Source organism: Halomonas elongata DSM 2581, assembly GCF_000196875.2.
Taxonomy (GTDB): domain Bacteria; phylum Pseudomonadota; class Gammaproteobacteria; order Pseudomonadales; family Halomonadaceae; genus Halomonas; species Halomonas elongata.
Genome location: NC_014532.2, coordinates 395456 through 420124 on the forward strand (window position 1 = coordinate 395456; position 24669 = coordinate 420124).

Consider the following 24669-nt stretch of genomic DNA (forward strand, 5'->3'; position numbering starts at 1 on the left):
GCTGACAGTTCCTTTCGAAAGAAAGGACATATGAGATACGTCTCAAGCGTATCCGGCAATTGTCGTTGAGTCATCGCGACCAGACTCCTTCGGGTTATATGGTCAAGCGATGAAGCGCACACGGTGGATGCCTAGGCAGCCAGAGGCGATGAAGGACGTGGAAGCCTGCGATAAGGCTCGGCGAGGTGGCAAACAACCTGCGACCCGGGCATTTCCGAATGGGGAAACCCACCCATCGTAAGATGGGTATCGTTGACTGAATCCATAGGTCAACGAGGCGAACCGGGGGAACTGAAACATCTCAGTACCCCGAGGAACAGAAATCAACCGAGATTCCCCCAGTAGCGGCGAGCGACCGGGGACCAGCCCTTAAGCAGGTGACTGATTAGGCGAACGAGCTGGGAAGCTCGACGATACAGGGTGATAGTCCCGTAGCCGAAAATCTGATCCTGTGAAATCGAGTAGGTCGGGGCACGTGAAACCTTGACTGAAGACGGGGGGACCATCCTCCAAGGCTAAATACTCCTGGCTGACCGATAGTGAACCAGTACCGTGAGGGAAAGGCGAAAAGAACCCCGGAGAGGGGAGTGAAATAGATCCTGAAACCGTGTGCGTACAAGCAGTGGGAGCGGGCTAGTCCCGTGACCGCGTACCTTTTGTATAATGGGTCAGCGACTTATTTTCAGTGGCGAGCTTAACCGATTAGGGGAGGCGTAGAGAAATCGAGTCTTAACTGGGCGACCAGTCGCTGGAAATAGACCCGAAACCGGGCGATCTATCCATGAGCAGGTTGAAGGTTGAGTAACATCAACTGGAGGACCGAACCAGGATCTGTTGAAAAAGATTTGGATGACTTGTGGATCGGAGTGAAAGGCTAATCAAGCCCGGAGATAGCTGGTTCTCCTCGAAAGCTATTTAGGTAGCGCCTCACGTATCACCGCCGGGGGTAGAGCACTGTTTCGGCTAGGGGGCCATCCCGGCTTACCAACCCGAGGCAAACTCCGAATACCGGTGAGTGCAAGCGTGGGAGACACACAGCGGGTGCTAACGTCCGTTGTGAAAAGGGAAACAACCCAGACCGTCAGCTAAGGTCCCGAAATCCTGGTTAAGTGGGAAACGATGTGGGAAGGCTTAGACAGCTAGGAGGTTGGCTTAGAAGCAGCCATCCTTTAAAGAAAGCGTAATAGCTCACTAGTCGAGTCGGCCTGCGCGGAAGATGTAACGGGGCTCAAACCAGGTACCGAAGCTACGGGTTCATCCTCTGGATGAGCGGTAGAGGAGCGTCGTGTACGCCGATGAAGGTGAGTCGAAAGGCTTGCTGGAGGTATCACGAGTGCGAATGCTGACATGAGTAACGATAAGGGGAGTGAAAAACTCCCCCGCCGGAAGACCAAGGGTTTCTGTTCGACGCTAATCGGAGCAGAGTGAGTCGGCCCCTAAGGCGAGGCCGAAAGGCGTAGTCGATGGGAAACGGGTCAATATTCCCGTACCTCACTGTATTGCGATGGGGGGACGAAGAAGGCTAGGTGAGCCAGGCGTTGGTTGTCCTGGTGAAAGTCAGTAGGCTGGGGAATCAGGCAAATCCGGTTCCCCAAGGCCGAGAGACGAGACGAACAGACTACGGTCTGGAAGTCATTGATGCCACGCTTCCAGGAAAAGCCTCTAAGCTTCAGATACAGTGGGACCGTACCCCAAACCGACACAGGTGGTCAGGGTGAGAATCCCAAGGCGCTTGAGAGAACTCGGGTGAAGGAACTAGGCAAAATGGTGCCGTAACTTCGGGAGAAGGCACGCCGCGTTAGTGTGAAGGTCCTCGCGACCGGAGCACGAGGCGGTCGAAGATACCAGGTGGCTGCAACTGTTTATTAAAAACACAGTACTCTGCAAACGCGTAAGCGGACGTATAGGGTATGACGCCTGCCCGGTGCCGGAAGGTTAATTGATGGTGTTAGCTTCGGCGAAGCTCCTGATCGAAGCCCCGGTAAACGGCGGCCGTAACTATAACGGTCCTAAGGTAGCGAAATTCCTTGTCGGGTAAGTTCCGACCTGCACGAATGGCGTAATGATGGCCACGCTGTCTCCACCCGAGACTCAGTGAAATTGAAATCGCCGTGAAGATGCGGTGTACCCGCGGCTAGACGGAAAGACCCCGTGAACCTTTACTACAGCTTCACACTGGACGCTGATGTTGCTTGTGTAGGATAGCTGGGAGGCTTTGAAACGGTAGCGCTAGCTATCGTGGAGCCGACCTTGAAATACCAGCCTGGCATCATTGGCGTTCTAACTCTGGTCCGTTATCCGGATCGAGGACCGTGTGTGGTGGGTAGTTTGACTGGGGCGGTCTCCTCCCAAAGCGTAACGGAGGAGCACGAAGGTACCCTCAGCACGGTCGGAAATCGTGCAATGAGTGCAAGAGCATAAGGGTGCTTAACTGCGAGACAGACACGTCGAGCAGATACGAAAGTAGGTTCTAGTGATCCGGTGGTTCTGTATGGAAGGGCCATCGCTCAACGGATAAAAGGTACTCCGGGGATAACAGGCTGATACCGCCCAAGAGTTCACATCGACGGCGGTGTTTGGCACCTCGATGTCGGCTCATCACATCCTGGGGCTGAAGTCGGTCCCAAGGGTATGGCTGTTCGCCATTTAAAGTGGTACGCGAGCTGGGTTTAGAACGTCGTGAGACAGTTCGGTCCCTATCTGCCGTGGGCGTTGGAGATTTGAGAAGTGCTGCTCCTAGTACGAGAGGACCGGAGTGGACGACCCTCTGGTGTACCGGTTGTCACGCCCGTGGCATTGCCGGGTAGCTAAGGTCGGACGGGATAACCGCTGAAAGCATCTAAGCGGGAAGCCCCCTTCAAGATGAGATCTCCCCGAGGCCTCGAGCCTCCTGAAGGGTCCAGCAAGACGAGCTGGTTGATAGGCCGGATGTGGAAGCGCTGCAAGGCGTTGAGCTGACCGGTACTAATGGCCCGTGAGGCTTGACCATATAACACCCAAGGAGTCTGGATGACAGACGACGCCGGGTACGCGAGAGACGTATCGTCAGCAGGGTTGCATTGATGTTTTTCGCCTGACGACCATAGCGAGCGGGCACCACCTGAACCCATGCCGAACTCAGCAGTGAAACCGCTCAGCGCCGATGGTAGTGTGGGAGTTCCCATGCGAGAGTAGGTCATCGTCAGGCACTTATCTGAAAAATCCCCCGGTATCCCCGGGGGATTTTTTTATGTCAGTACGATGGGCTGTCATCGCATGCGACCCGTTCACCGGGAGTGAACGGGAACCGTCTTGAGACGGGCCCTTGGGGCGAGTCTCAGGGAGGAGACGAGTCGAGTCGGGTGAGCGCCGCTCGGACAAGGTATTGCCTTGTCAGGCGCGAACGGGCGAGGTGGAAAGCCGCGATGCGGCGTCCCGAGCCCAGGCTCCAGGCCACGGCGTGGCCGTGGAGGCGTCAGGCATCTATCCCGAGAAAACCCCGGCTTCACGCGAAGTCGGGGTTTTTTCATGTCTGGAAGAAAAGTCTAAAAAAGATGATGATGGTACAGGTCGTTCGCGCCATGTATCGAGGAATGTCATGGTGACGCTGCTTGGCGACGTCGGATTCAGAATGTTGAAGGATCATGGAGCGGTCCGGCAAAGGCCTGAATCGGTTGGCAAGTTGCGGCAAGGACGGCTAGGGTGAACAGGCACTACCCCGATGGATATCAACGGTGATCTCAGGAGGAGCACGATGAAACAGCAAATTCTGCGCAAGCTGGCCTTGATGCTGCTGGTCGGTACGGCTACGGCGGGATTGGCGGCCTGTAGCGACGATGACGCAGGCTCGGAGTCAGCGGGAGAGAACACCGAGCAGGCGGCGGATGAGGCCGCGCAGAGCGCCGAGGAAACCGCTGGCGATGCCGAGTCGGCGATGGATGAGGCTGCCGCGGAGACCGAGCAGGCGGCTGACGAGGCGGCGGAAAGCGCCGACCAGACCATGGACGAAGCCGGTGAGGCTGCCGAGGGTGCGGCCAATGACGCGGAATCCGCCATGGATTCAGCAGCGGAAAGCACCGAAGAAGCCGTTAACGATGCCGGCGAGGCAATGGATTCGGCTGCCGAGAACGCTAATCAGGCCGTGGAAGATGCTGGTGAAAGCGTCGGAGATGCGGTTGATGACACCATGAACAGTGCCGGTGAGGCCATGGAGGATGCCGGGGAGCAGACTCAGGAAGCCGCCGACGAGACGCAGCAATAAACTGTCGCTCTCGTACGCTGTACAGACGAAAGGCCGGGCATTTGCCCGGCCTTTTGCATTGATGGACACCTTTCGTCGACAGGTGTCGCCTGTGATCAGATGGCGGGGTTCTGTTCGATGCCCTGCACGTACCAGGGAGCGCCGTCGCGAAGATCGCGGACCAGATGCCAGGTCTCGTTGAATTCGTTTTGTGCGCCGTTCTCGTCGAGGATGCCGTGGAACAGCACTGTCGCCTCGGCCTGCTGATCGGTTTCACGCACGCTGCCGAGCTCCGCGATGAGGCGTACGATCTCGGTGCGATTGTTGGCAGGATGTTGTTCGCGTTCCTGGCGCAGCAAGTTGTAGAGCTCCGGCGTGACGTAGTCCTGGATCAGGGTGAAGTCGTTGTTGTCCCAGGCGCGTTGCAGCGTCATGAAATGCTCCTTGGCACCGCCCAGGAAGCGTTCCCTGTCGAACCATGCAGGTTCGTCGCCGATGTGCGTCGTGCCGCCCAGGGAGGCGGAGGACTGGAATGCCTGAGCGTCGGCTTCGCGGGAGGCCTGGGAGGTGGTGCCATTCGCGCCTGCCATGGCGGTACGGCGGCGGGCCAGCAGGCGGAAGAGCAGGAAGGCAGCGCCGGCGATCAGCAGGATATCCATCAGGCGCAATTCATCGAAGGCGCCACCGAAGAACAGCGAAGCCAAGAGCCCGCCCGCCAGGAGCCCGGCAAAGGGGCCGGCGAAGCGCGATAGTCCGCTGGAAGGCTTGCGCTGGGGCGCCGCGGTGGAGCGGGGCGTGCTGGTGTTCTGGGAATTGATGGTTCGGGAATAGCTGCCGACGCTCTTGCCGCCCCCCAGGCGGCGCGCATCGGCATGGTCGACGGCGAGGCCGAAGCCGAACATGCCGACGATGAGCATGACGAGGAAGTGACGCATCGAGGATCTCCGTGGTGGCCTTGGGGCCGGTTGTCTTTCGGAGCTGATATTCTAGCGATTAAGCTGGTATCGAGCACCGCCTATATCTTTCGCTTCGGAGACCGTCATGCGCATGCACCGGGATACGAGTCTGTTGTTGATCGTCGATCTGCAGGTTGGCCTGCTGCCGGTGCTCGCGACCGGAGAGCAGGCGGTCGAGGAGGCCTCATGGATGGGCGGTGTGGCCGAGGCGCTGGGTGTCCTGGTATGGCTGACCGAGCAGTATCCGGAAGGGCTGGGGGAGAGTGTGCCGTCCCTGTTGGCGTCGCTCGAGAATCCCCGAGTGTGGCGGAAGACGCATTTCAATGCCCATGCCGAGCCGGATTTCGCCGATGCCCTGGCAGATACCGGGCGCCGGCAGATCGTGCTGTGCGGTGCCGAGGCGCACATCTGTGTCTTGCAGACCGGTCTGGCGTTGCTCGAGGCGGGGTATCGTGTCGCCTGGCTGACGGAAGCTGCGAGTAGTCGGCGTCCGGCAGAGGCGAGCCTGGCCCGGCAGCGGGTGGAGAGGGCCGGCGCCCAGGCGGTGAGCGCCGACATGGTGGCCTATGAATGGCTGGAGCGCTGCGACGATGCCCGCTTCAAGGACATCCATCGGCGTTTTCTCAAGGAACGCGCGTCGCGTCCCCTGTGTTTCGACTAGGCCTTGTTTGAAAAGTCGACGAGCGTAGGCACTTTTCGGACAATGCCTAGGTGCGGTCCCGCTCGTCCCGGCAAAAGACCAGGGTATCGCCTTCCGAAATGGCGGCATTGAAGCGATAGCCGGCGACATCGAAATCCTTGAGTGCCTCGGAATCATCCACGCGCTGCCGGATCATCCAGGCGGCCATCAAGCCTCGGGCCTTCTTGGCGTAGAAGCTGATCATCTTGTACTGACCGTTCTTCTCATCCTTGAAGACTGGCGTGATGACCCGGGCATTCAAGCGCTTGGCATCGATGGACTTGAAATATTCATTGGAGGCGAGATTGACCAGCACCGCGCTGCCGCTGTCGGCAATGGCACGGTCGAGAGCGGCGGTCAGCTCGTCGCGCCAGAAGGCATACAGGTCCTTGCCGGCGGGATTCGCCAGCTTGGTGCCCATCTCCAGGCGGTAGGGCTGGATGAGATCCAGAGGCCGCAGCAGGCCGTACAGGCCGGAGAGGATCCGCAGATGATCCTGGGCGAAGGCATTGTCGGCGGCGTCGAAACGCTCGGCTTCCAGTCCGACATAGACATCGCCCTGGAAGGCCTGGGCAGCCGGCTTGGCGTTGTCCGGGGTGAAGGGCGTGTGCCATTCCGCGAAGCGTGCCGCGTTGAGTCCGGCAATCTTGTCGCTGACCCCCATCAAGTCGCTGATCTGCTGAGGCGACAGGTCCCGCAGGATATCGATCAGTGTCTGGCTGCGCTCGAGGTAGTCCGGCTGGGTGTGCCGGGAGGTGGTGGCCGGCGTCTCGAAGTCCAGTTTCTTGGCCGGGGAAATCACGCTCAGCATGGGCGCTCCTGTACCTGGTGAAGTCGGGGAATTATATCAAGGCCACGCCGAGGGCGGGGCTATCGTGCCGATAGCCCCGGGCATATCGGTCAGGGGCAGGGGTTGGGCAGGCGTCGATGGACGTCCTCGATGGCGTCCAGCACCTCGTCGCTCAGACGCAGTGACTCGCTGGCCAGGTTGCTCTCGAGCTGGGCCATGGTGGTGGCGCCGATGATGTTGCTGGTCAGGAAGGGGCGGGAGTTCACGAAGGCCAGGGCCATCTGGGCCGGGTCGAGGTCGTGCTCCCGGGCGATTTCCACATAGGCTCGGACCGCCTGCTCGGCCTGCGGCGACGTATAACGCTGGAAGCGTTCATAGCGCGTCAGACGAGCGCCCTCGGGGCGTGCGCCGTCAAGATACTTGCCGGACAACACCCCGAAACCCAGCGGGGAATAGGCCAGCAAGCCGACGTTTTCGCGATGGGCGATCTCGGCCAGGCCGACCTCGAAGGTGCGATTGAGCAGGCTGTAGGGATTCTGCACCGAGGCGACGCGGGGCAGGCCCAGGCGGTCGGCCAGGCGCAGGGCATGCATCACGCCCCAGGGTGTCTCGTTGGACAACCCCACGGCACGTACCTTGCCGGCCTTCACCAGTTCCTGAAGCGCCGAGAGGCTCTCTTCCAGGGCGATGGCGTCTTCTTCTTCATCGGGCTCGTAGCCGAGGCGACCGAAGAAGTTGCTGCGCCGGTCGGGCCAATGCAGCTGATAGAGGTCGACATAATCCGTCTGCAGACGCGTCAGGCTGGCATCGATGGCTTGATGGATCTGCTCCCGGGTCAAGCGCGAACCGCCGCGCAGGTGGGCGAGCCCCGGCCCGGCCACCTTGGTGGCGAGGATGATGTCGTCTCGGGAACCGCGCGAGGCGAGCCAGCTACCGATATAGCTCTCGGTGCGACCTTGTGTCGCGGCGTCGGGGGGCACGGGGTACATCTCGGCGGTATCGATGAAGTCGATGCCGAAGGACACCGCCCGGTCGAGTTGTTCGTGGGCTTCGGCTTCGCTGTTCTGCTCGCCGAAGGTCATGGTGCCAAGGCATAACCGACTGACCTCGATACCGGTGTTGCCCAGGGGGCGCGTATGCATCCGTCACTCCTCACACAGCGGTTGGAAATCGGTTCGACAGGCATGGTAGCCGGGGGAGGCGAAGGCGTAAATGTCGAGGGGTTGAGTCGCTGCGAAGCCAAGCGTATGCTTGCCTTCCCGTTGGCACGGCGGAGTCCGAGCGGCCAGCGAGATATTGGGAACGACGCCGGACACAAGGTGGTGCTCGACGTCACTTTCGAATCGAACCTCTGGAAGCAGGATTGTTTGCCATGCCACAGGCATCGTCACTGTTTACTCGGCTCGAGTACCGTCTGGCGCAACAGCTGGTACATACTCGCTGGTTGCCGCGTTCGCCGCGGACCCAGAAGCTGACCATGCATCTTTTCCAGCGATGCGCCGATGCCGGTCATCCCGCTGCCCTTGCGCAATATGGCCACATGCTGTTCCACCGTGGGGTTTCCCCTCAGGACAAGGCCCGTGGCGCACGTTATGTGATCGAAGCCGCACACGGTGGTGATACCCGCGCCCAGTTCCGCGCCGGGCAGATCCATGAGCATGGCTGTGCCCAGTACCCACGCCGCGAGGATCATGCCGTGACCTGGTATGCCCGCGCCGGCGAGGCGGGCCATCCCCAGGCCGCCGAACGTCTGGCCCGTGCCTATCGTTGTGGCGAGCTGGGACTGCCGGTCGATGCCGAACGCACGGCCTACTGGCAGCGCCTGGCCGATCAGCTCACCGGTGCGTTCGAGTCTCTGGACATGCATGAAGCCGGGGCGCGACACTAGAGGGTATGTGTCTCATTGACGAGACGATGACCACTGGCCGACACGCCAGCGCGGCGGCCCTCAGCAAGGACTCTCCTCTCCGTGACGCTACCGACACTGCTGGATATCGAAGCGTCCGGTTTCGGACGCGGTAGTTACCCCATCGAGATCGGCCTGGCACGGGCCGATGGTAGCGTCTGTGCCTTTCTCATCCAGCCGCTCGACGAGTGGACCCACTGGGATCCCAAGGCGGAGCTTCTGCACGGCATCTCACGCAACCGCCTGCAGCGCGAAGGCTATCCGGTTCGCCAGGTGGCTTGCTGGCTCAACGACGAGCTCAGCGATATCGGTATCGCCTATAGCGATAGCTGGGGTTACGACAACACCTGGCTGTCGCTGCTGTTCCACCATGCCGGCATGCTGCCGGCCTTTCGTCTCGAGGCGTTGCGCCGGCTGCTCAGCGAAGCTCAGCTCGAGCGCTGGAGCGACACCAAGGAGACGATCATCCGCGAGCAGGGCATCCTCCGGCATCGCGCCGGCGAGGATGCCCTGTTGCTGCAGCAGACCTATCAGCGCACGCTTACGCTCTAGGCGCTGCCCACTTCCAGCAGTACCTTGCCGGTATTGGCATCGGCGCGCACATGATCGTGGGCCGCCTCGGCTTCTTCGATGGGCCAGGTGCGGTCGACGAGCGGACGCAACTCGCCCGCAGCCAGGCGCGGCCAGACATGCTCGGCCAGCGCGGCGAGGATCCGGCCCTTGGCCTCCGGCGGGCGGGCGCGCAGCGTCGAGCCGATCAAGCGCTGACGCTTCATCAGCATACGGCCCATGTCCAGTTCTGCCTGACGACCGCCCATCATGCCGATCACCACCAGCCGGCCATCTTCGTTGAGCACGCGCTGGTTGTCGGCCAGGTAACTGGCGCCCACCGGATCGAGGATCATGTCGGCACCGCCCCAGCGCTGCACGGCGTCGACGAAGCTGCCCTCGTGGCGATTCCAGCCAGCGTCGGCGCCCAACTCGCGGCAGGCGGCCAGCTTGGCTTCACTGCCCACCGTGACGAAGCACGGATAACCGAAGGCGCGGCATAGCTGGATGGCGGCCGTGCCCACGCCACTGGCACCGGCATGGAGCAGGACCCGGTCGCCGGCGCCCAGGGCACCCTCCATGAACAGGTTGAGCCAGGCGGTGGCGAAGACTTCGGGCAGGGCCGCCGCTTCGCGCAGGCTGAAATCCTCCGGCAACGGCAGGACCTGATGGGCGTCGACCACGACCTCCTCGGCATAGCCGCCGCCGGCCAGCAAGGCGCAGACGGGCTGGCCGACGCTCAGCCCGCGAACGTCATCACCGAGCTCGGTGATCGTGCCGCTGACTTCCAGGCCGAGTACGGTGGAAGCGCCGGGCGGCGGCGGATAATGACCGGCACGCTGCATCAGGTCGGCGCGATTGACGTCGGCCCAGGCCACCTTCAGGCGGACTTCATGGGCGCCGGGGCCGGGAATGGCGGGTGTCTCGTCCCAGACGAGTCGTTCATCGTCGTGTCGGATGGCTCGCATGTGACCTCCTTCAGTTGACGGGGGAAGGCGTCAGGCGCTGCTCCAGCGCATCGAGCAGCTCGGTCGGTGTGGCGGCATCGATCAGGTTGGCGCGGGTGGCGCGATCGAGGAAACCGCGTTCCACGGTGCCGTCGAGAAATGTCAGCAGGGGCGTGTAGAAGCCCTGAGTGTCGAGCAAGCCGATGGGCTTGTCATGCAGGCCCAGGTACTGCCAGGTCCAGGCTTCGAAGAGTTCCTCGAGCGTGCCGATACCGCCGGGCAGGGCGATGAAGGCATCGCTGTGGGCGGCCATGCTGGCCTTGCGTTCATGCATGTTGCGTACCCGAAGCAGCCGCGTCAGGCCCCGGTGGGCCTGTTCGCGCTCGACCAGGTGATCGGGCATCACGCCGGTGACCTCGCCGCCGGCGGCCATCACCTGGTCGGCCAGGGCGCCCATCATGCCGACCCGGGCGCCGCCATAGACCAGTGAATGGCCACGGGCGGCCAGTTCGTCGCCCAACTGTCGGGCGGCATCGAGGAAGGCCGTGTCGTTGCCGGTCCGCGAGCCGAGATAGACACAGAATGTCGACATCCATTTCTCCTTGATCGAACCTGCCCAGGTCGGAGCCGTTCAGGGCAGGCAGTCGGCTACGGCGTATTCGTCGTCCAGCCAGCGACCGATGACATTGTCGCCGCACAGATGGTGGGCATACTGGGTGTGCAGGCAGCGCACCTGATCCCAGTTGGCGATGCCGCCGATGCCGCGTTCGCGCAGCACGCTCTCGTAGCCGAGGCGCTGGACCTCGTCGCGTTGCGCCGCGCTCATGTAACGCCAGCGGGCCTCGACGTAATCGGCATGGCTGCGGTGGTAGGCGTGCAGGAAGGCTGGCTCCTCGCGCAGGCGAGCTTCGAGATGCTTGATGACGCCTGCCGCCTCGATGCGTGACAGCTCGGCCTTGAGGCGTTCCGAGCACAGCCAGTAGAGGGTCGGGAAGGGAGCACCATCGACGATGGGGGCCATGCGCAGGACCAGCGGCGTGCCTTCGCCATCGGTGGCGGCCAGCGCTTCGATGCCTCGGGGAGGGCGGCCGAGCTGCTCGGTGATGATGGCCAGTTGCCGGTCGTCAGGCATCGTGTCGGGTCGGATCACCATCGTTGTCGTCTCGTATGAACTTGTTCGAGCGGCCCACGGCGCGAAAGAAGGTCCGGTTGAGCTGTTCCGGCGTGGGCGCATAGCGCCAGTAGCGGTCACAGTAATCGACGGCCCGTGCCATCAGCACGTCGTAGAGGCGATTGAACGGCGCATCATAATCGTAAGGGTCTTCCCCGAACAAGCGAATGTGCGGGTAGTCGGCGAAGCGCTCCATGAAGTAACGCTCCAGATCGGCTTCCACGGCGTGGTGGCGGGCGACGTTTTCCGGGTCGAGCCACAGATCGTAGCGGATGGCCATCATCGGCTCCCTTGTGGGTGAATGGGCTCGATGTCATCGAGAGGCCGTACGGGTGAGACAATGGGGCGACCGATTCGGCTCGAGCCTTGGCTCATGGGGTCGCCCGAGAACGTGACAGCAGCGCGAAGCGTGCGTTCAGCAGTGCCGCGAGGTCGTTCGGCGCGAGGCGGATTTCCAGGCCGCGGCGCCCGCCGCTGACATGGATGGCCTCCAGGGGCTCGGCGCTGGCATCGACGAAGGCGGGCAGTCGTTTCTTCTGCCCCAGTGGGCTGATGCCGCCCACCACGTAACCGGTGGCGCGCTCGGCCGCGTCGGCCTCGGCCATCCGGGCCTTGCGGGCGCCGGCGGCCCGGGCCAGGGCCTTGAGATCGAGCTGCGTGGGCACCGGGACGATAGCCATGACCAGCCGGCCGTCATCGAGACAGGCCAGCAATGTCTTGAAGACTTCCTCGGCAGGCAGCCCCAGGGCGCGCGCGGCTTCCTCGCCGTAGGCGGGGCTGCGCGGATCATGCTCGTAGGTCGCCAGCGAGAAATCCACATCGGCCTTTTCCAGAGCCTTCACCGCCGGGGTCATGCGTCTTCGCTCTCCGTCTGCTGCAGGTGTTCCGCCAGGGCTTCGCGCAGCGAGCCTTCAAGGGGGACGGCGCGCTTGGTCTCATGATCGAAGTGGACCAATACGGTATGTCCCACATTGGTCAGTGTACCCGATTGATGCGCCTCCTGGGTCACGGTGAAGGAGCTGTTGCCGAGACGCGAAAGGTAGGTACGGATCTCGATGTCGGTGCCATAGTGCAGCTCGGCGCGATAGTCGATCTCCATGCGGGCCATGATCAGTCGCCAGCGGCGTGGGTCGAGGTCCGGGGTGAACAGCTTGAAGAGATCGTTGCGGGCCAGTTCGAACCAGGCGGGCAGTCGGGTATTGTTGACGTGGCCCAGGGCATCGGTGTCGTAGAAGGCCGGCTCGATGGTGCGTACGAACATGGAGGTTCCTCAGGCGTGAGCGAAGACTATAGCATTGAGTCGAGCAAGCGCTCGGTCAAGTCATGCCTCCGCGTCGATGTCGCCACCAGGCCTGGCCACGGGTCCAGGCCAGCAGCCAGAGGGTGGCCGCCGCGAAGCCGGCCAGGGTGCCCCAGGCGAGCCCCAGCGGAACATAGGTCAGCGAGACGCAGAGGGCATAGCACAGCAACGAGCCGAGACCGGCGGGATAGTGCTTGATGACAGTGGCGACCGGAGCGGCGCCGTGGGTCAGGTGCAGAATCACCAGGAAGGGATACATGGTCACCGGAAAGGCCGCCATCACGCCGGCCCAGGCCGAGGGCACCACATGGGCGAGACCGGTGATGAGGAAGATGATGCCGGCGGCGAGGCCGGCACGCAGTGCGAGCGCCGGCCAGGAGAAGCCGCCGCGAGGCGGGGCGGCGGCTTCCGGCACATGACGATACAGGCGCATGAAGATCAGGATCGCCGCCAGGGTGATCAGGGTACCGCCGAGGCGGTTGACGTCGAACCGGGTCAGCAGCAGGCCGGCGACGGCCCAGGCGACGAGGCCGCCAGCGGTGCCGGTGAGGACGCCCGGCAGGCCGTCACGGCGGGCACACAGCAGATAGCCGCCGCCCAGGGCCAGGGTGGCCGAGAAGCCGGCCAGGGTATGCACGGCACTTTCGGCGGCGAAGCTCGGCGAGATCTCCAGGCCGATGAAGAACAGGGCAATGGCCGTGCCCAGGGGATAGCCCGAAAGCAGGCCGGCAGCCCGGGTGCTGAGGCGCTCGGCGACGACGGAAAGCCCCAGTACGACGCCGATCGAGACCAGCAGCTTGGCCAGTTGCCAACCCAGCGGAACATCCATGACGTTATCCTTCTCCCTGTGAAGCGCGTCAGACGAGACGCAATCCTTGCTGATCCACCCAGGCGGCCTTGAGGGCGGCGTCCAGGGGCTCACGAAGGTGTTCCGGCAGGCCGGCCACAGCGGCGTCGTAGTCATCGACCTGGCGATTGCGCAGCCAGCAGTAGGCCCAGGCACAGGCCTCGTCGTCATCGGCGGGCTGCGGCCGTGCCGGCATCTGGACCAGCAGGAATACCGCCGTGCGTCCCGCCCAGAGCGGGATCTCGTCGTGTCGTTCGGCGTCGCACCAGGCTTCGAGGGTGGCGCCGCTGGGTGTTTCCTCGGGTTCGCCGAGCTTGGCGACCCGGGCGGTCTCGGCGAGAATCAGGGCCAGGCGGTCGGTGTCGCCCTGGCCGAGCGCCAGCCACTGGGCGATGACCGCTGGCAGGCCGCGGCGAACCTTGGCATAGAAGCTGCTTTGGGGCATGGTTTCATTCATTCTCGAGGGCGTCGTTCGGCGCCCGATCAGGTACAAGGATGGCCTCTGCATGACCTCGACATTCGATTTTGCCACGCCCATCGATCGGCGACATCCCAGCGATGGCGACTGGCCGTCGCAGAAGTGGCACCGCTTCGACGCTGACGTGCTGCCGTTATGGGTGGCCGACATGGACTTTCGTTCTCCGCCGGCGGTGATCGAGGCGCTGCGGGCCCGGGTCGATCATGGCGTCTATGGCTATGGCCTGGTACCGAGCAGCCTGCGCGAGACGCTGTGCGAATGGAGCGCCGAACATTACGGCTGGTCCATCGAGCCCGACTGGCAACTATGGCTGCCGGGCGTGGTACCGGCCCTGCACATGGCCAGCCTGGCGCTTACCGAGCCCGGTGACGGCGTGCTCACGGTGACGCCGATCTATCCACCTTTCCTGCAGGTGGCGCGGCGCACCGGCCGCGAGTCCCAGCAGGCCGCCATGCGGCCACCCGAGACGCCCGACGGTGACTGGCGGCTCGATCTCGAGGCCCTGGAGGCGGCCATCACACCGCGTACCCGGTTGCTGCTGTGGTGCCATCCCCACAACCCCACCGGACGCGTCTGGAGCGCCGCCGAACTGGAAGGGCTGGCGGCACTGGTCGAACGTCACGACCTGCTGGTCGTCTCCGACGAGCTGCATTGCGACCTGCTGCTCGACGACGGCGCCCGGCATCGCCCGCTGGCGGCGATGTTCCCGGCGCTTGCCGAGCGCACCCTGACGCTCTGGGCGCCTTCCAAGACCTTCAACCTGGCGGGGCTGACCACGGCCTGTGCGGTGATTCCCGACGCCGGCCTGCGCCGGCGCTTCGCCGAGCAGGCCAAGGGGCTCCAGCCCGACGGCAATGTGCTGGGCCTGGTGGCCGCCGAGGCCGCCTATCGCCATGGCGAGCCCTGGCGGCAGGCGCTGCTCGAGACCCTGCGCGGCCATCGTCGCCGGCTGGCGGAACGCGTCGCGAGCTGGCCCGGTGTGAGGATGGCCGCACCGCAGTCGACCTATCTGGCCTGGCTGGACCTGCGCGAGGCCCCGGCGCTGCAGGACGCCGACTCGCCCCAGCAAGCCCTGCTGGAGCGCGCCGGCGTGGCCCTCTCGGATGGCGCCGACTTCGGCTGGCCCGGCTTCGCCCGGCTCAACTTCGGCACCACCGCCGAGCAGTTGGAAGCGGCGCTGGAGCGCATGGACACGCTATTGAAAAGCTGAAAGGCGAGGGGCAGCGCACGGCGGGATGTCTTGTGCCGTGCGCTGCCAGCGACGTACAGCGATTCAGAGCGCGGCGATCTTGTCGCGCTGCTCGACCAGGAGCCGCCGATTGGCGCTGAGGTCGTCGAGCTTGTCGCGTTCCTTCTGCACCACCGCTTCGGGGGCCTTGGCGACGAAACTCTCGTTGCCGAGCTTCTTCTCGATGCCGCCGATCAGCTTGTCCTGCTTGTCGATCTCCTTGGCCAGGCGAGCCAGTTCGGCCTCCTTGTCGATCAGGCCGGCCATGGGCACCAGCACTTCCATGTCGCCCACCAGTTGGGTGGCCGCCAGGGGCGCCGCGGCGGGATCGTCGAGCCAGTCGAGACGCTCGAGCTTGGCCAGCTTGGCGAGGAACGGCCGATTGGCTTCCAGTCGCTCGCGGTCGGTGGCGTCGCCCTTGGTCAGCAGGGCCTCCAGCGGCTTGCCGGGCGCGATGTTCAGCTCTGCACGGATGTTGCGGATCGCCACGATCACGCCCTTGAGCCACTCGATGTTGCGGGTGGCAGCCTCGTCGACGCGGGCTTCGTCGGCCTCCGGCCAGGCATGGACCATCAAGGAGTCGCCTTCGCCGCGATAGGTGCCGGCCAGGGGCGCGACCCGCTGCCAGATCTCCTCGCTGATGTAGGGCATCATCGGATGTGCCAGGCGCAGGATGGCCTCCAGCACCCGCACCAGGGTGCGGCGGGTGCCGCGCTGCGATTCGGGCGTGGCGTCGTCATCCCAGAGCACCGGCTTGGAGAGCTCCAGGTACCAGTCGCAGTACTCGTTCCAGATGAACTCGTACAGCGCCTGGGAGGCATGGTCGAAACGATATTCTTCCATGGCCCGGGTCACCTGGGCCTCGGTCTGCTGCAGGCGCGAGATGATCCAGCGATCGGCCAGCGACAGCTCGACCTCGCTGCCATCGGCACCGCAATCCTGGCCTTCGGCATTCATCAGTACATAGCGCGAGGCGTTCCACAGCTTGTTGCAGAAGTTGCGGTAGCCGTCCAGGCGGCCCATGTCGAACTTGATGTCGCGACCGGTGGTGGCCTGGGAGAGGAAGGTGAAGCGCAGGGCGTCGGTGCCGTGGGGCTCGATGCCCTCGGGGAATTCCTGGCGCGTGGCCTTGGCGATGGCCTTGGCCTTCTGCGGCTGCATCATGTTGCCGGTGCGCTTCTCGACCAGGCTCTCCAGGTCGATGCCGTCGATCAGGTCGATGGGATCGAGGACGTTGCCCTTGGACTTGGACATCTTGTTGCCCTGGCCGTCGCGCACCAGACCATGCACATAGACCTGCTTGAAGGGCACCTCGCCGGTGAACTCCAGGGTCAGCATGATCATCCGGGCGACCCAGAAGAAGATGATGTCGAAACCGGTGACCAGCACGCTGCTGGGGTGGAAGGTCTCCAGAGCCTCGGTCTTCTCGGGCCAGCCGAGGGTGCCGAAGGTCCACAGCCCGGAGCTGAACCAGGTGTCGAGGACATCCTCGTCCTGGGTCAGGGGCACGTCGGCGGGCAGACCGTGCTTGTCGCGGGCCTCGGCCTCGGTGCGGGCCACGTAGACATTGCCCTCGGCATCGTACCAGGCCGGGATGCGGTGGCCCCACCATAGCTGGCGCGAAATGCACCAGTCCTGGAGGTCGCGCATCCAGGAGAAGTACATGTTCTCGTAATTCTTCGGCACGAACTCGATGTCGCCGTTCTCGACCGCAGCGATGGCCGGCTTGGCGAGGTTTTCCACGGCCACGAACCACTGATCGGTGAGATAGGGCTCGATGACATCGCCGGAACGGTCGCCAAAGGGCAGGGTGTTGTTGACCGTCTCGGTGCGCTCGAGCAGGCCGGCGGCCTCCATGTCGGCGACGATGCGCTCGCGGGCCTCGAAACGCGAGAGGCCGGCATAGGCGGACGGCAGGCTGGTATCGATGTCGCTCAGCGGACGGCCCTGGAGATCGAAGGCCTCGGCACGCTCGAGGATGACCGCATCCCGGGAAAAGACGTTGATCAGCGGCAGCTCGCAGCGCTTGCCGACCTCATAGTCATTGAAGTCGTGGGCCGGGGTAATCTTCACGCAGCCCGAGCCCTTCTCCATGTCGGCGTGTTCGTCGGCGACGATGGGAATGCGGCGACCGACCAGAGGCAGGTCGACGAACTTGCCGATCAGCGAGGCGTAGCGCGGATCCTCCGGGTTGACCGCTACGGCACTGTCGCCGAGCAGGGTTTCGGGACGAGTGGTGGCGACGACCAGATGATCGAGTCCCGCCTCGGTGGTGACGCCATCGGCCAACGGGTAGCGGAAGTGCCAGAACTGACCCTGCTGATCGCGATTTTCCACCTCGAGGTCGGAGATGGCGGTATGCAGGGTGGGATCCCAGTTGACCAGCCGCTTGCCGCGATAGATCAGGCCCTTGTCGAACAACTGCACGAAGACTTCCTGGACCGCCTTGTAGAAGCCGTCGTCCATGGTGAAGCGTTCGCGGGACCAGTCGACGCTGGCGCCCATGCGACGCAGCTGGCGAGTGATGTGGCCGCCGGACTCGTGCTTCCACTCCCAGATCTTGTCGGTGAAGGCCTCGCGTCCCAGGTCATGACGGCTCTTGCCTTCCTCGGCGGCGACCTTGCGTTCCACCAGCATCTGGGTGGCGATGCCGGCGTGGTCGGTGCCCACCTGCCAGAGGGTGTTGCGGCCCTGCATGCGCCGCCAGCGCGTCAGGGTGTCCATGATGGTGTCCTGGAAGGCGTGGCCCATGTGCAGACTGCCGGTGACATTGGGCGGCGGGATCATGATGGAGTAGGGCTCTCCCTCGCCGGAAGGGGCGAAGTGGCCATCCTCTTCCCAACGCTGATACCAGCGGTTTTCGATCTGCTCGGGTTGGTAGGTCTTGTCCATGGGCGGTTCCGGATCCAGAAATGGTCGCCACCGGCGTGGTGGCCGGGTGGCGGGAATCGTCGAAAAATGGGCTCGATTATAGCCCGATGAGCGTCCTGACGTCAGCCTGAGACGGGGGCGTCCCTGATCTCGGCAACATGGAGCCGGTGCGTCAGCCTCGCTATGCCAACGTCAGCCGTTGCCGCCCTGTCCGCCCAGTTGGTGGGCCTTCACGGGATAGCCGCGCTTCTTGTAGGTCTGCCAGCAGTCGCGCTTGGCGGTCAGCACTTCCTGATGCTGGTTGATGATCTCGGCGACCCGCTCGAAACGCGAGAACCACTCCGGGATGTCGGGGTGCAGGTTGAGCATCGCCTGGGTGCCCGGTTCGCCGGGTGAGGGTGGTTCCTCCCAGCCGATGGTCGCCGGGACGCTGTCGGCCTGCTCGCTGCCCAGCAGGGCGTGGGGCAGGTAGGCGTCGGGCCGGAAGTCCCACAGGCGGTCGTCGAGGGCTCGGGCCATGGCCTCGTCTTCCGCATGCAGATGCAGCCGATAGCCCTTGTTGACGATGGTCTCGGCCAGCCGGCAGGCGAACTCGAGACGTGCGTCGAGGGTGGTGTCGGGCAGGATGTAGAAGTCGACTTGGGTCATGGGGCCCTTCGGGCAAGCTGTAAGCTCTAAGAGCGGCGCTTCGCGCCTGGAAGCTGTAAGAAAAGCACTTGGGCTTGGTTTGAAGTCATCGCCCCATCAGGGCGGCGCTACTGCAACCTTTTGCCATCGCGGCTGATATCTTACAGCTTACAGCTTACAGCTTACAGCTCCGGGCGTAGCCCGGTGGTTAAACCCCGCCGTCTATATCGACCAGGGCGCCGGTGGTGAAGCCGGCTTCGGCGAGCCACAGCACGCCCTCGGCGATTTCCTCGGGTTCGCCGATGCGTCCCATGGGGATGACCGAACCGGCAACGTCGGTTTTTTCCGGGTTGCCGCCACTGGCGTGGATGGTGGTGCGAACCACGCCGGGACGTACGGTGTTGACACGAATGCCGTCACCGGCGACTTCCTTGGACAGTCCTTCGGTCATGGTATCGATGGCGCCCTTCGAGGCGGCGTAGTCGACGTATTCGTCGGCACCGCCCAGGTGAGACGCCGCCGAGCCGACATTGACGATGGCGCCGCCCTGGCCGCCGTGACGCTTGGCCATGCGCTTGATGGCCTCGCGGGCGCAGATGAACGGGCCGGTCACGTTGATGCGCATCATGCGATCGATGCGCTCGGCGTCCATGTCCTCGACGCGGCAGACCTGGTCGACCACGCCGGCGTTGTTGACCAGCACGTCGAGGCGGCCCAGCTCCCGGTCCACGGTCTCGAACATGGCAAGGATATCGGCCTCGACGGCGACATCGGCCCGTATGGCGATGGCACGCCCGCCTGCGGCTTCGATGTCGGCGACCACGCTGGCGGCCGCGGCCTCGTCACTGCGATAGTTGACGGCCACTGCATAGCTGCGCTGGGCAGCGAGGCGAGCGGTGGCGGCGCCGATGCCGCGTCCGGCACCGGTAATCAGCATCACTTTCGACATTTCGGCCTCTTGACGGAGAAACTTGACGAGAAAACATGCAGGGCACGGCCCGCGGGAGAGGCGGCCGTGCCATGGCGCATGGGGATCAGGCCAGACGCGTCAGCCAGCCACGGCTGTCTTCGCGACGCCCGTACTGCAGGTCGAGCAGGTGGCTGCGCAGGCGCTTGGCGACTTCGTTATCACCGCCCGCGCTGAGGCGGATCGAACCTTCCTCGGTGACCAGCTCGCCCACCGGGGTGATCACCGCGGCGGTGCCGCAGGCGAAGACTTCGGTGATTTCGCCGTTGGCCGCGCCCTCGCGCCATTCGTCGATGCTGATCGGGCGTTCCTCGGGAGTCAGCCCCTCGTCGCGTGCCAGGGTCAGCACCGAGTCGCGGGTCACGCCCTCGAGGATGGTGTCGGTGAGTCGCGGGGTGACCAGGCGACCGTCGCGGTAGACGAAGAACAGGTTCATGCCGCCGAGCTCCTCGATCCACTTGTTCTCGGCGGCGTCGAGGAAGGCCACCTGGCTGCAGTCGTGGGCCTCGGCTTCCTTCTGGGCGGCCAGGGAGGCGGCGTAGTTGCCACCGCACTTGGCGAAGCCGGTGCCCCCGGCGGCGGCACGCTTGTACTGGGACGAGAGCCAGATCGACACTGGTGCCACACCGCCCTTGAAGTAGGCCGCCGCCGGAGAGGCGATCACGTAGTAATCGATCTCATGGGCGGGACGCACGCCGAGGAAGGTTTCGCTGGCGATCATGAAGGGACGCAGGTAGAGGCTGGACTCGTCGGCATCGCTGGCCGGGGTCGGCACCCAGGCGTGGTCCTGGGCGAGCAGTGCCTTGAGCGAGTCGATGAAGTCCTCGTCGGAGAGCTCCGGCAGGGCCAGGCGGCGCGCCGAGCGGCGGAAACGCTCGGCATTCTTTTCCGGACGGAAGGCCCAGACCGAGCCGTCGGCGTGACGATAGGCCTTGATGCCCTCGAAGATCTCCTGGGCATAGTGCAGCACAGCAGCGGCGGGATCGAGGGTCAGCGGGCCGTAGGGACGTACCTCGTGGCCATGCCAGCCGGCGTCGACGGTCCAGCGCACATGGGCCATGTGGTCGGTGAAGTAGCGACCGAAACCGGGATTGGCAAGGATGTCGTCACGGATATGGGCTGCCTTGGCATCGGTGGAGGGCAGCACGGAAAAGCGTTCTGTGGGCACGGCTATGAATCTCCGCTGTGCCCGAGGCGCGGTTGGCGCCTCGGGGCGATGCTGAAACACCGAACCGGCGGTGCCGGTCCGGTGCATGATGGTCGGCTCCTTTCATGAAAAAGTCGCCGCGCGGAAAAGGCAAGACCCGCGTTGACGGATCAGTCCTCGCCGACCTCGACCTGGCTATCGGAAGAGCGGTCCAGCAGGTACTGGGTGAGCAGGCTCACCGGGCGACCCGTGGCGCCTTTCTGCTTGCCGGAATGCCAGGCGGTACCGGCGATGTCCAGGTGCGCCCAGGGGTACTTGTCGGTAAAGCGCGAGAGGAAGCAGCCCGCGGTGATGGTGCCTGCCGGACGACCGCCGATGTTGGCCAGATCGGCGAAGTTGGAGTCCAGTTGCTCCTGGTACTCGTCCCACAGCGGCATGTGCCAGGCACGGTCCCAGGCGGTCTCGCCGGCGTCGAGCAGGTCCAGTGCCAGGTCGTCGTCGTTGGACATCAAGCCGGTGGCGTGATGGCCCAGCGCGATGATGGCAGCACCGGTCAGGGTGGCGATGTCGACCACGCTGGCGGGCTCGAAGCGCTCGGCGTAGGTCAGGGCGTCGCACAGCACCAGGCGACCTTCGGCGTCGGTGTTGAGGACTTCCACCGACAGGCCCTTGAGCGTCTTGATGATGTCGCCGGGCTTGGTGGCACGGCCGTCGGGCATGTTCTCGGCGCTGGCGACGATGGCCACCAGATTGACCTTGGGACGAATGGCGAGCACGGAGGTGACGGCACCGAACACGCTGGCGGCACCGCACATGTCGAACTTCATCTCGTCCATGCCTTCGCCCGGCTTGAGCGAGATGCCGCCGGAATCGAAGGTGATGCCCTTGCCGACCAGCACGTGAGGCGCTTCGTCGGGATCGTCGGCGCCCTGATACTTCATGACGATGAGGCGCGACGGCTCGACGCTGCCGCGACCCACGCTGAGCAGGCTGTGGGCGCCGAGCTCTTCCAGGGCCTGTTCGTCGAGGATATCGGTGGTCAGCGCGCCCTCGGAGTCGGCGGCCATCTGTTCGGCCCGCTCGGCCAGGTAGCTCGGCGTGCAGACGTTACCGGGCAGGTTGCCGAGGGTGCGAGTGGCGTTGATGCCCTGGCCGATGCCATCGCCGATGCGGCCACCTTCGCGAGCGGCGTCGGAATCGCCGCCCTCGCTGACCAGCAGGGTCACGCGCTCGAGCGGCGGCACGGGGGCGGGCTCGGACTTGAAGTCGTTGAAGCGATAGATGGCGCGATGGGCCGCTTCGGCTACCATGCGGGCCTTCCAGTCGCAGGCGCGGTCGGGGACCGGTACGTCGTTGAAGGCCACGGTGGCGTCATCGGCGGGCAACGTTGCCAGGGCGCCGAAGGCGGCATCGACGGCCTTGCGGAAGGCGCCTTCCTGGCACTTCTCGCGGCTGCCCAGGCCGACCAGCATCAGGCGGTCGGCGTTGAGGCCGGGAGCGAAGGGAATCAACTGGACGTTGCCCAGGCGCGCGTCGAAGTCGCCACGCTCGATCAGTTGGCCGATCAGCCGCTCGCTGGCATCGTCGAGCTTGGCGGCGACGGGCAGCAGGTCGCCATCCTTGAACACCGGTACCACGAGGCAGGCCGTCTCGATCTTGGCGGGATTGGCCGTCTGAACTGGGAATTCCATGGTGTCTCCACAAGACAAGCGGTGGGGGATTCTGGATAATGCCGGCACATTGCCGAGTCGTCCCAGTGTACCCAAGGCCGGGCGTCATTGCATGGAAGTTGGCCGGGTACCGGCAACCCGGATCGGGAGACAGCATTGATCATATTTCGTTACCTGACCCGCGAGATCCTGCAGACGATGGCCGCCGTCGCCGGCGTGCTGCTGCTGGTGATCATGGGCAGCCGTTTCATCCGCTACTTCTCCAATGCGGCGGAGGGCGAGATTCCCGTCGATATTCTCGGGACCCTGATGCTGTTCCATCTGCCAGGGTTTCTCGAGCTGATCCTGCCACTGGCGTTTTTCCTCGGCATTCTGCTTGCGCTGGGACAGCTTTATCTCAACAGCGAGATCACCGTGCTGGTGGCTTGCGGCACGAGTCCCAATCGGTTGCTGTGGGTAAGCCTGTTGCCGGCCACCGTGGTGGCCATCCTGGTGGGGTTGTGCAGCCTCTGGCTGACGCCGGCCGGTGCCCTGCAGAACGAGATTATCCTCGATGAGCAGAGCAGCCAGCTCGATTTCGGTGTCCTGGCACCGGGGCGTTTCCAGAACTTCGGCGGTGGCCGGGTGGCCTATACCGAGGCGTTGAGCGAGCAGGAACGACGCCTGGAAGGGGTCTTCATCAGCGAGCGCCAGCGCCGCGACGATGGCACGCCCCAGACGGTGGTGACGCGCGCCGCGGAGGGCTATCAGACCATCGATGAGGAAACCGGGAGCCGTTTTCTGGTGCTCTCCGATGGCGAACGCTACAGCGTTGAACCGGGGCGGGCGGTGGCCGAACACTTGTCGTTCGGCACCTATGCGGTGCGTCTTTCCAGGGCCGCCGCCGAGCGCGACGATCTGGACGATCCCGAATATGCCACCACCCCGGCTCTGTTCGCCGACGGGTCGGCACCCGCCATGGCGCAGTTGCAGTGGCGGCTCGGCTTGCCGCCGATGGTGTTCATCCTGACGCTGCTGGCCATGCCGTTGTCTCGCGTGAACCCTCGCCAGGGGCGTTTCGCCAAGTTGCTGCCGGCGATCTTTCTTTATGTGGCCTATCTCAGCCTGCTGCTGGCGGCCCTGGATGCCATCGCCAGGGGAGCCTGGCCGACCACGCTGGGCATGTGGCCGATCCACGCCGCCTTCCTGGTTATCGGCCTGCTGATGACGCTGCGTGCCCAGCGCAAGGGGATGAGCGGATGATCGCCGACCGTCTGGACCGTTACATCGCGCGCAACGTTCTGGGGGCCATCCTGGTGGTGCAGGTCGTGCTGCTGGGCCTGGATCTGGTCATCACCTACATCAATGATCTGGGGGATGTGGAAGGGGACTACGGAGCCCTCCAGGTTTTCTTTTATCTGGTGATGCGCCTGCCCTGGCGCTTCTACCAGTATGCCCCGGTGGGCGTGCTGATCGGCGCGCTGATCGGCCTGGGCGGCATGGCCTCGAGCAACGAGCTGACGGTGATGAGAGCCGCGGGCCGGTCGCTGGCGCGCATTCTCTGGGGCGTGATGAAACCGGTCATCCTGGTGATCGCCGTGGTGCTGTTCATCGCCGAATTCGTCAGCCCCAGCACCGAGCAGTACGCCAGTGCCTGGCGTCTGGAAAAGATGCAGGGCGAGGGGGCCGTGCTCACCGAGCGTGGCGGTTGGCAGCGAGAGGGCGACAGCTTCTACCGCTTCGGCGCCATCCGCGTCGACAATGTCGTGCTTGACCTGACCCGCTACCGCTTCGAGGGACGTGAGCTGCGCGAGGCGGTGAGTGCGCGCCGGGCGGTATGGCGCGATGGTGGCTGGGTGCTGGAGAACGTGGACATCACCCGCTTCGTGGATGGCCGTACCGAGGTGACCCATCAGGCCACCCGCCCCTGGCAGACCGAGCTGACGCCCGCCGAGCTGAATCGCCTGCTGCGCAGGGTGGAGACCCAGGCGCCCAGCGAACTCTGGGCCCATGCGCGTTACCTGGAAGCCCAGGGGCAGGACGCGACCCAGCCATTGCTCTACTTCTGGCAGAAGATGCTGATGCCCTTGACCATGGCTTCGCTGATGCTGGTGGCCGCTTCCTTCGTGTTCGGACCCTTGCGCAGCGTGGCGGCCGGTACCCGGGTCTTCTATGGCGTGATCACCGGGCTGGTCTTCAAGTATCTGCAGGACCTGCTGGGACCGGCATCCACGGTGTTCGGCTTCTCGCCGGCCTGGGCGGTGCTGGCGCCGACCCTGATCTGTGCCGCCCTGGGATTCTATATGCTGCGTCGCAGCGGTTGATCCGGAGGAGCCCG

23 protein-coding genes and 2 rRNA genes are annotated in these 24669 nt (G+C 64.2%); 9 read left to right on the forward strand and 16 right to left on the reverse strand.

The window, feature by feature from the left end:
- The first annotated feature begins 100 nt into the window (after nt 1-100).
- The 3 genes from HELO_RS01780 (at nt 101) to HELO_RS01790 (ending at nt 4240) form a co-directional block, all read left to right on the forward strand.
- Nucleotides 101-2989, forward strand: a 23S ribosomal RNA gene (locus tag HELO_RS01780).
- Nucleotides 2990-3072: 83 nt separating this feature from the next.
- Nucleotides 3073-3187: ribosomal RNA gene (gene rrf / locus HELO_RS01785) — 5S ribosomal RNA — on the forward strand.
- A gap of 546 nt (nt 3188-3733) precedes the next feature.
- Nucleotides 3734-4240, forward strand: a complete 507-nt coding sequence (locus HELO_RS01790; RefSeq protein ID WP_013331094.1) for a hypothetical protein — start codon at nt 3734-3736, stop codon at nt 4238-4240.
- 95 nt (nt 4241-4335) lie between these two features.
- Here the strand turns inward: HELO_RS01790 and HELO_RS01795 are convergent, their stop codons facing one another.
- The gene (locus HELO_RS01795) at nt 4336-5154 is read right to left on the reverse strand and encodes a Tim44 domain-containing protein (RefSeq protein ID WP_013331095.1); all 819 of its coding nucleotides are present in this window, start codon (nt 5152-5154) and stop codon (nt 4336-4338) included.
- 106 nt (nt 5155-5260) lie between these two features.
- On the opposite strand from HELO_RS01795, the gene HELO_RS01800 reads away from it, so the two are divergent.
- Entirely contained in the window at nt 5261-5836 is a 576-nt protein-coding gene (locus HELO_RS01800; protein WP_013331096.1) for an isochorismatase family protein, read from the forward strand.
- Between the two features lie 46 nt (nt 5837-5882).
- Here the strand turns inward: HELO_RS01800 and yaaA are convergent, their stop codons facing one another.
- Together yaaA and HELO_RS01810 are read right to left on the reverse strand one after the other, a co-directional pair.
- Nucleotides 5883-6665: a peroxide stress protein YaaA gene (gene yaaA / locus HELO_RS01805; protein WP_013331097.1), complete on the reverse strand. Its 783-nt coding sequence runs from the start codon at nt 6663-6665 to the stop codon at nt 5883-5885.
- A gap of 89 nt (nt 6666-6754) precedes the next feature.
- Nucleotides 6755-7786 (reverse strand): NADP(H)-dependent aldo-keto reductase, encoded by a 1032-nt coding sequence (locus HELO_RS01810; protein WP_013331098.1) that lies wholly within the window; start codon nt 7784-7786, stop codon nt 6755-6757.
- A gap of 230 nt (nt 7787-8016) precedes the next feature.
- Between HELO_RS01810 and HELO_RS01815 the strand changes: the two genes are divergently transcribed.
- On the forward strand, nt 8017-8532 hold the full coding sequence (locus HELO_RS01815) for a tetratricopeptide repeat protein (RefSeq protein ID WP_013331099.1): 516 nt from the start codon (nt 8017-8019) through the stop codon (nt 8530-8532).
- An 81-nt stretch (nt 8533-8613) separates the two neighbouring features.
- Nucleotides 8614-9102 carry a hypothetical protein gene (locus HELO_RS01820; RefSeq protein WP_013331100.1) on the forward strand — a complete coding sequence of 163 codons (489 nt, stop codon included), beginning with the start codon at nt 8614-8616 and terminating at the stop codon, nt 9100-9102.
- Here HELO_RS01820 and HELO_RS01825 read toward each other — a convergent pair.
- The 8 genes from HELO_RS01825 to HELO_RS01860 all read right to left on the reverse strand — a co-directional run bounded on the left by HELO_RS01825 (nt 9099) and on the right by HELO_RS01860 (nt 13809).
- Nucleotides 9099-10067, reverse strand: a complete 969-nt coding sequence (locus HELO_RS01825; protein ID WP_013331101.1) for an NAD(P)H-quinone oxidoreductase — start codon at nt 10065-10067, stop codon at nt 9099-9101. The genes HELO_RS01820 and HELO_RS01825 overlap by 4 nt on opposite strands.
- A 10-nt stretch (nt 10068-10077) precedes the next feature.
- The gene (locus HELO_RS01830) at nt 10078-10638 is read right to left on the reverse strand and encodes an LOG family protein (RefSeq protein WP_013331102.1); all 561 of its coding nucleotides are present in this window, start codon (nt 10636-10638) and stop codon (nt 10078-10080) included.
- Nucleotides 10639-10677: 39 nt separating this feature from the next.
- Nucleotides 10678-11199: a DUF501 domain-containing protein gene (locus HELO_RS01835; protein WP_041601845.1), complete on the reverse strand. Its 522-nt coding sequence runs from the start codon at nt 11197-11199 to the stop codon at nt 10678-10680.
- Nucleotides 11171-11497 carry a hypothetical protein gene (locus HELO_RS01840; RefSeq protein WP_041601846.1) on the reverse strand — a complete coding sequence of 109 codons (327 nt, stop codon included), beginning with the start codon at nt 11495-11497 and terminating at the stop codon, nt 11171-11173. Before HELO_RS01840 ends, HELO_RS01835 begins: the two co-directional genes overlap by 29 nt.
- 91 nt (nt 11498-11588) lie before the next feature.
- On the reverse strand, nt 11589-12071 hold the full coding sequence (gene ybaK, locus HELO_RS01845) for a Cys-tRNA(Pro) deacylase (protein WP_013331104.1): 483 nt from the start codon (nt 12069-12071) through the stop codon (nt 11589-11591).
- Nucleotides 12068-12478, reverse strand: coding sequence for an acyl-CoA thioesterase (locus HELO_RS01850; RefSeq protein WP_013331105.1), 411 nt, complete (start codon nt 12476-12478; stop codon nt 12068-12070). The genes ybaK and HELO_RS01850 overlap by 4 nt, the downstream gene beginning before the upstream one ends.
- 55 nt (nt 12479-12533) lie before the next feature.
- On the reverse strand, nt 12534-13346 hold the full coding sequence (locus HELO_RS01855; protein ID WP_013331106.1) for a hypothetical protein: 813 nt from the start codon (nt 13344-13346) through the stop codon (nt 12534-12536).
- A gap of 28 nt (nt 13347-13374) precedes the next feature.
- Nucleotides 13375-13809: a hypothetical protein gene (locus HELO_RS01860; protein WP_041601847.1), complete on the reverse strand. Its 435-nt coding sequence runs from the start codon at nt 13807-13809 to the stop codon at nt 13375-13377.
- Between the two features lie 61 nt (nt 13810-13870).
- Between HELO_RS01860 and HELO_RS01865 the strand changes: the two genes are divergently transcribed.
- Entirely contained in the window at nt 13871-15052 is a 1182-nt protein-coding gene (locus HELO_RS01865) for a MalY/PatB family protein (RefSeq protein WP_013331108.1), read from the forward strand.
- Between the two features lie 63 nt (nt 15053-15115).
- Here HELO_RS01865 and HELO_RS01870 read toward each other — a convergent pair whose 3' ends face one another.
- The 5 genes from HELO_RS01870 to HELO_RS01890 form a co-directional block, all read right to left on the reverse strand.
- A complete protein-coding gene (locus HELO_RS01870) occupies nt 15116-17962 on the reverse strand; it encodes a valine--tRNA ligase (protein ID WP_013331109.1) in 2847 nt (948 codons plus the stop codon).
- Between the two features lie 171 nt (nt 17963-18133).
- Nucleotides 18134-18589 (reverse strand): DNA polymerase III subunit chi, encoded by a 456-nt coding sequence (locus HELO_RS01875; protein ID WP_013331110.1) that lies wholly within the window; start codon nt 18587-18589, stop codon nt 18134-18136.
- 187 nt (nt 18590-18776) lie between these two features.
- Nucleotides 18777-19517: an SDR family oxidoreductase gene (locus HELO_RS01880; RefSeq protein WP_013331111.1), complete on the reverse strand. Its 741-nt coding sequence runs from the start codon at nt 19515-19517 to the stop codon at nt 18777-18779.
- A gap of 85 nt (nt 19518-19602) precedes the next feature.
- Nucleotides 19603-20703, reverse strand: a complete 1101-nt coding sequence (locus tag HELO_RS01885) for a branched-chain amino acid aminotransferase (RefSeq protein ID WP_013331112.1) — start codon at nt 20701-20703, stop codon at nt 19603-19605.
- Nucleotides 20704-20852: 149 nt separating this feature from the next.
- On the reverse strand, nt 20853-22373 hold the full coding sequence (locus HELO_RS01890) for a leucyl aminopeptidase (protein ID WP_013331113.1): 1521 nt from the start codon (nt 22371-22373) through the stop codon (nt 20853-20855).
- Between the two features lie 135 nt (nt 22374-22508).
- Between HELO_RS01890 and lptF the strand changes: the two genes are divergently transcribed.
- Together lptF and lptG are read left to right on the forward strand one after the other, a co-directional pair.
- Nucleotides 22509-23594, forward strand: a complete 1086-nt coding sequence (gene lptF, locus HELO_RS01895; protein WP_013331114.1) for an LPS export ABC transporter permease LptF — start codon at nt 22509-22511, stop codon at nt 23592-23594.
- Entirely contained in the window at nt 23591-24655 is a 1065-nt protein-coding gene (gene lptG, locus HELO_RS01900) for an LPS export ABC transporter permease LptG (protein ID WP_013331115.1), read from the forward strand. Before lptF ends, lptG begins: the two co-directional genes overlap by 4 nt.
- Nucleotides 24656-24669: the final 14 nt, after the last annotated feature.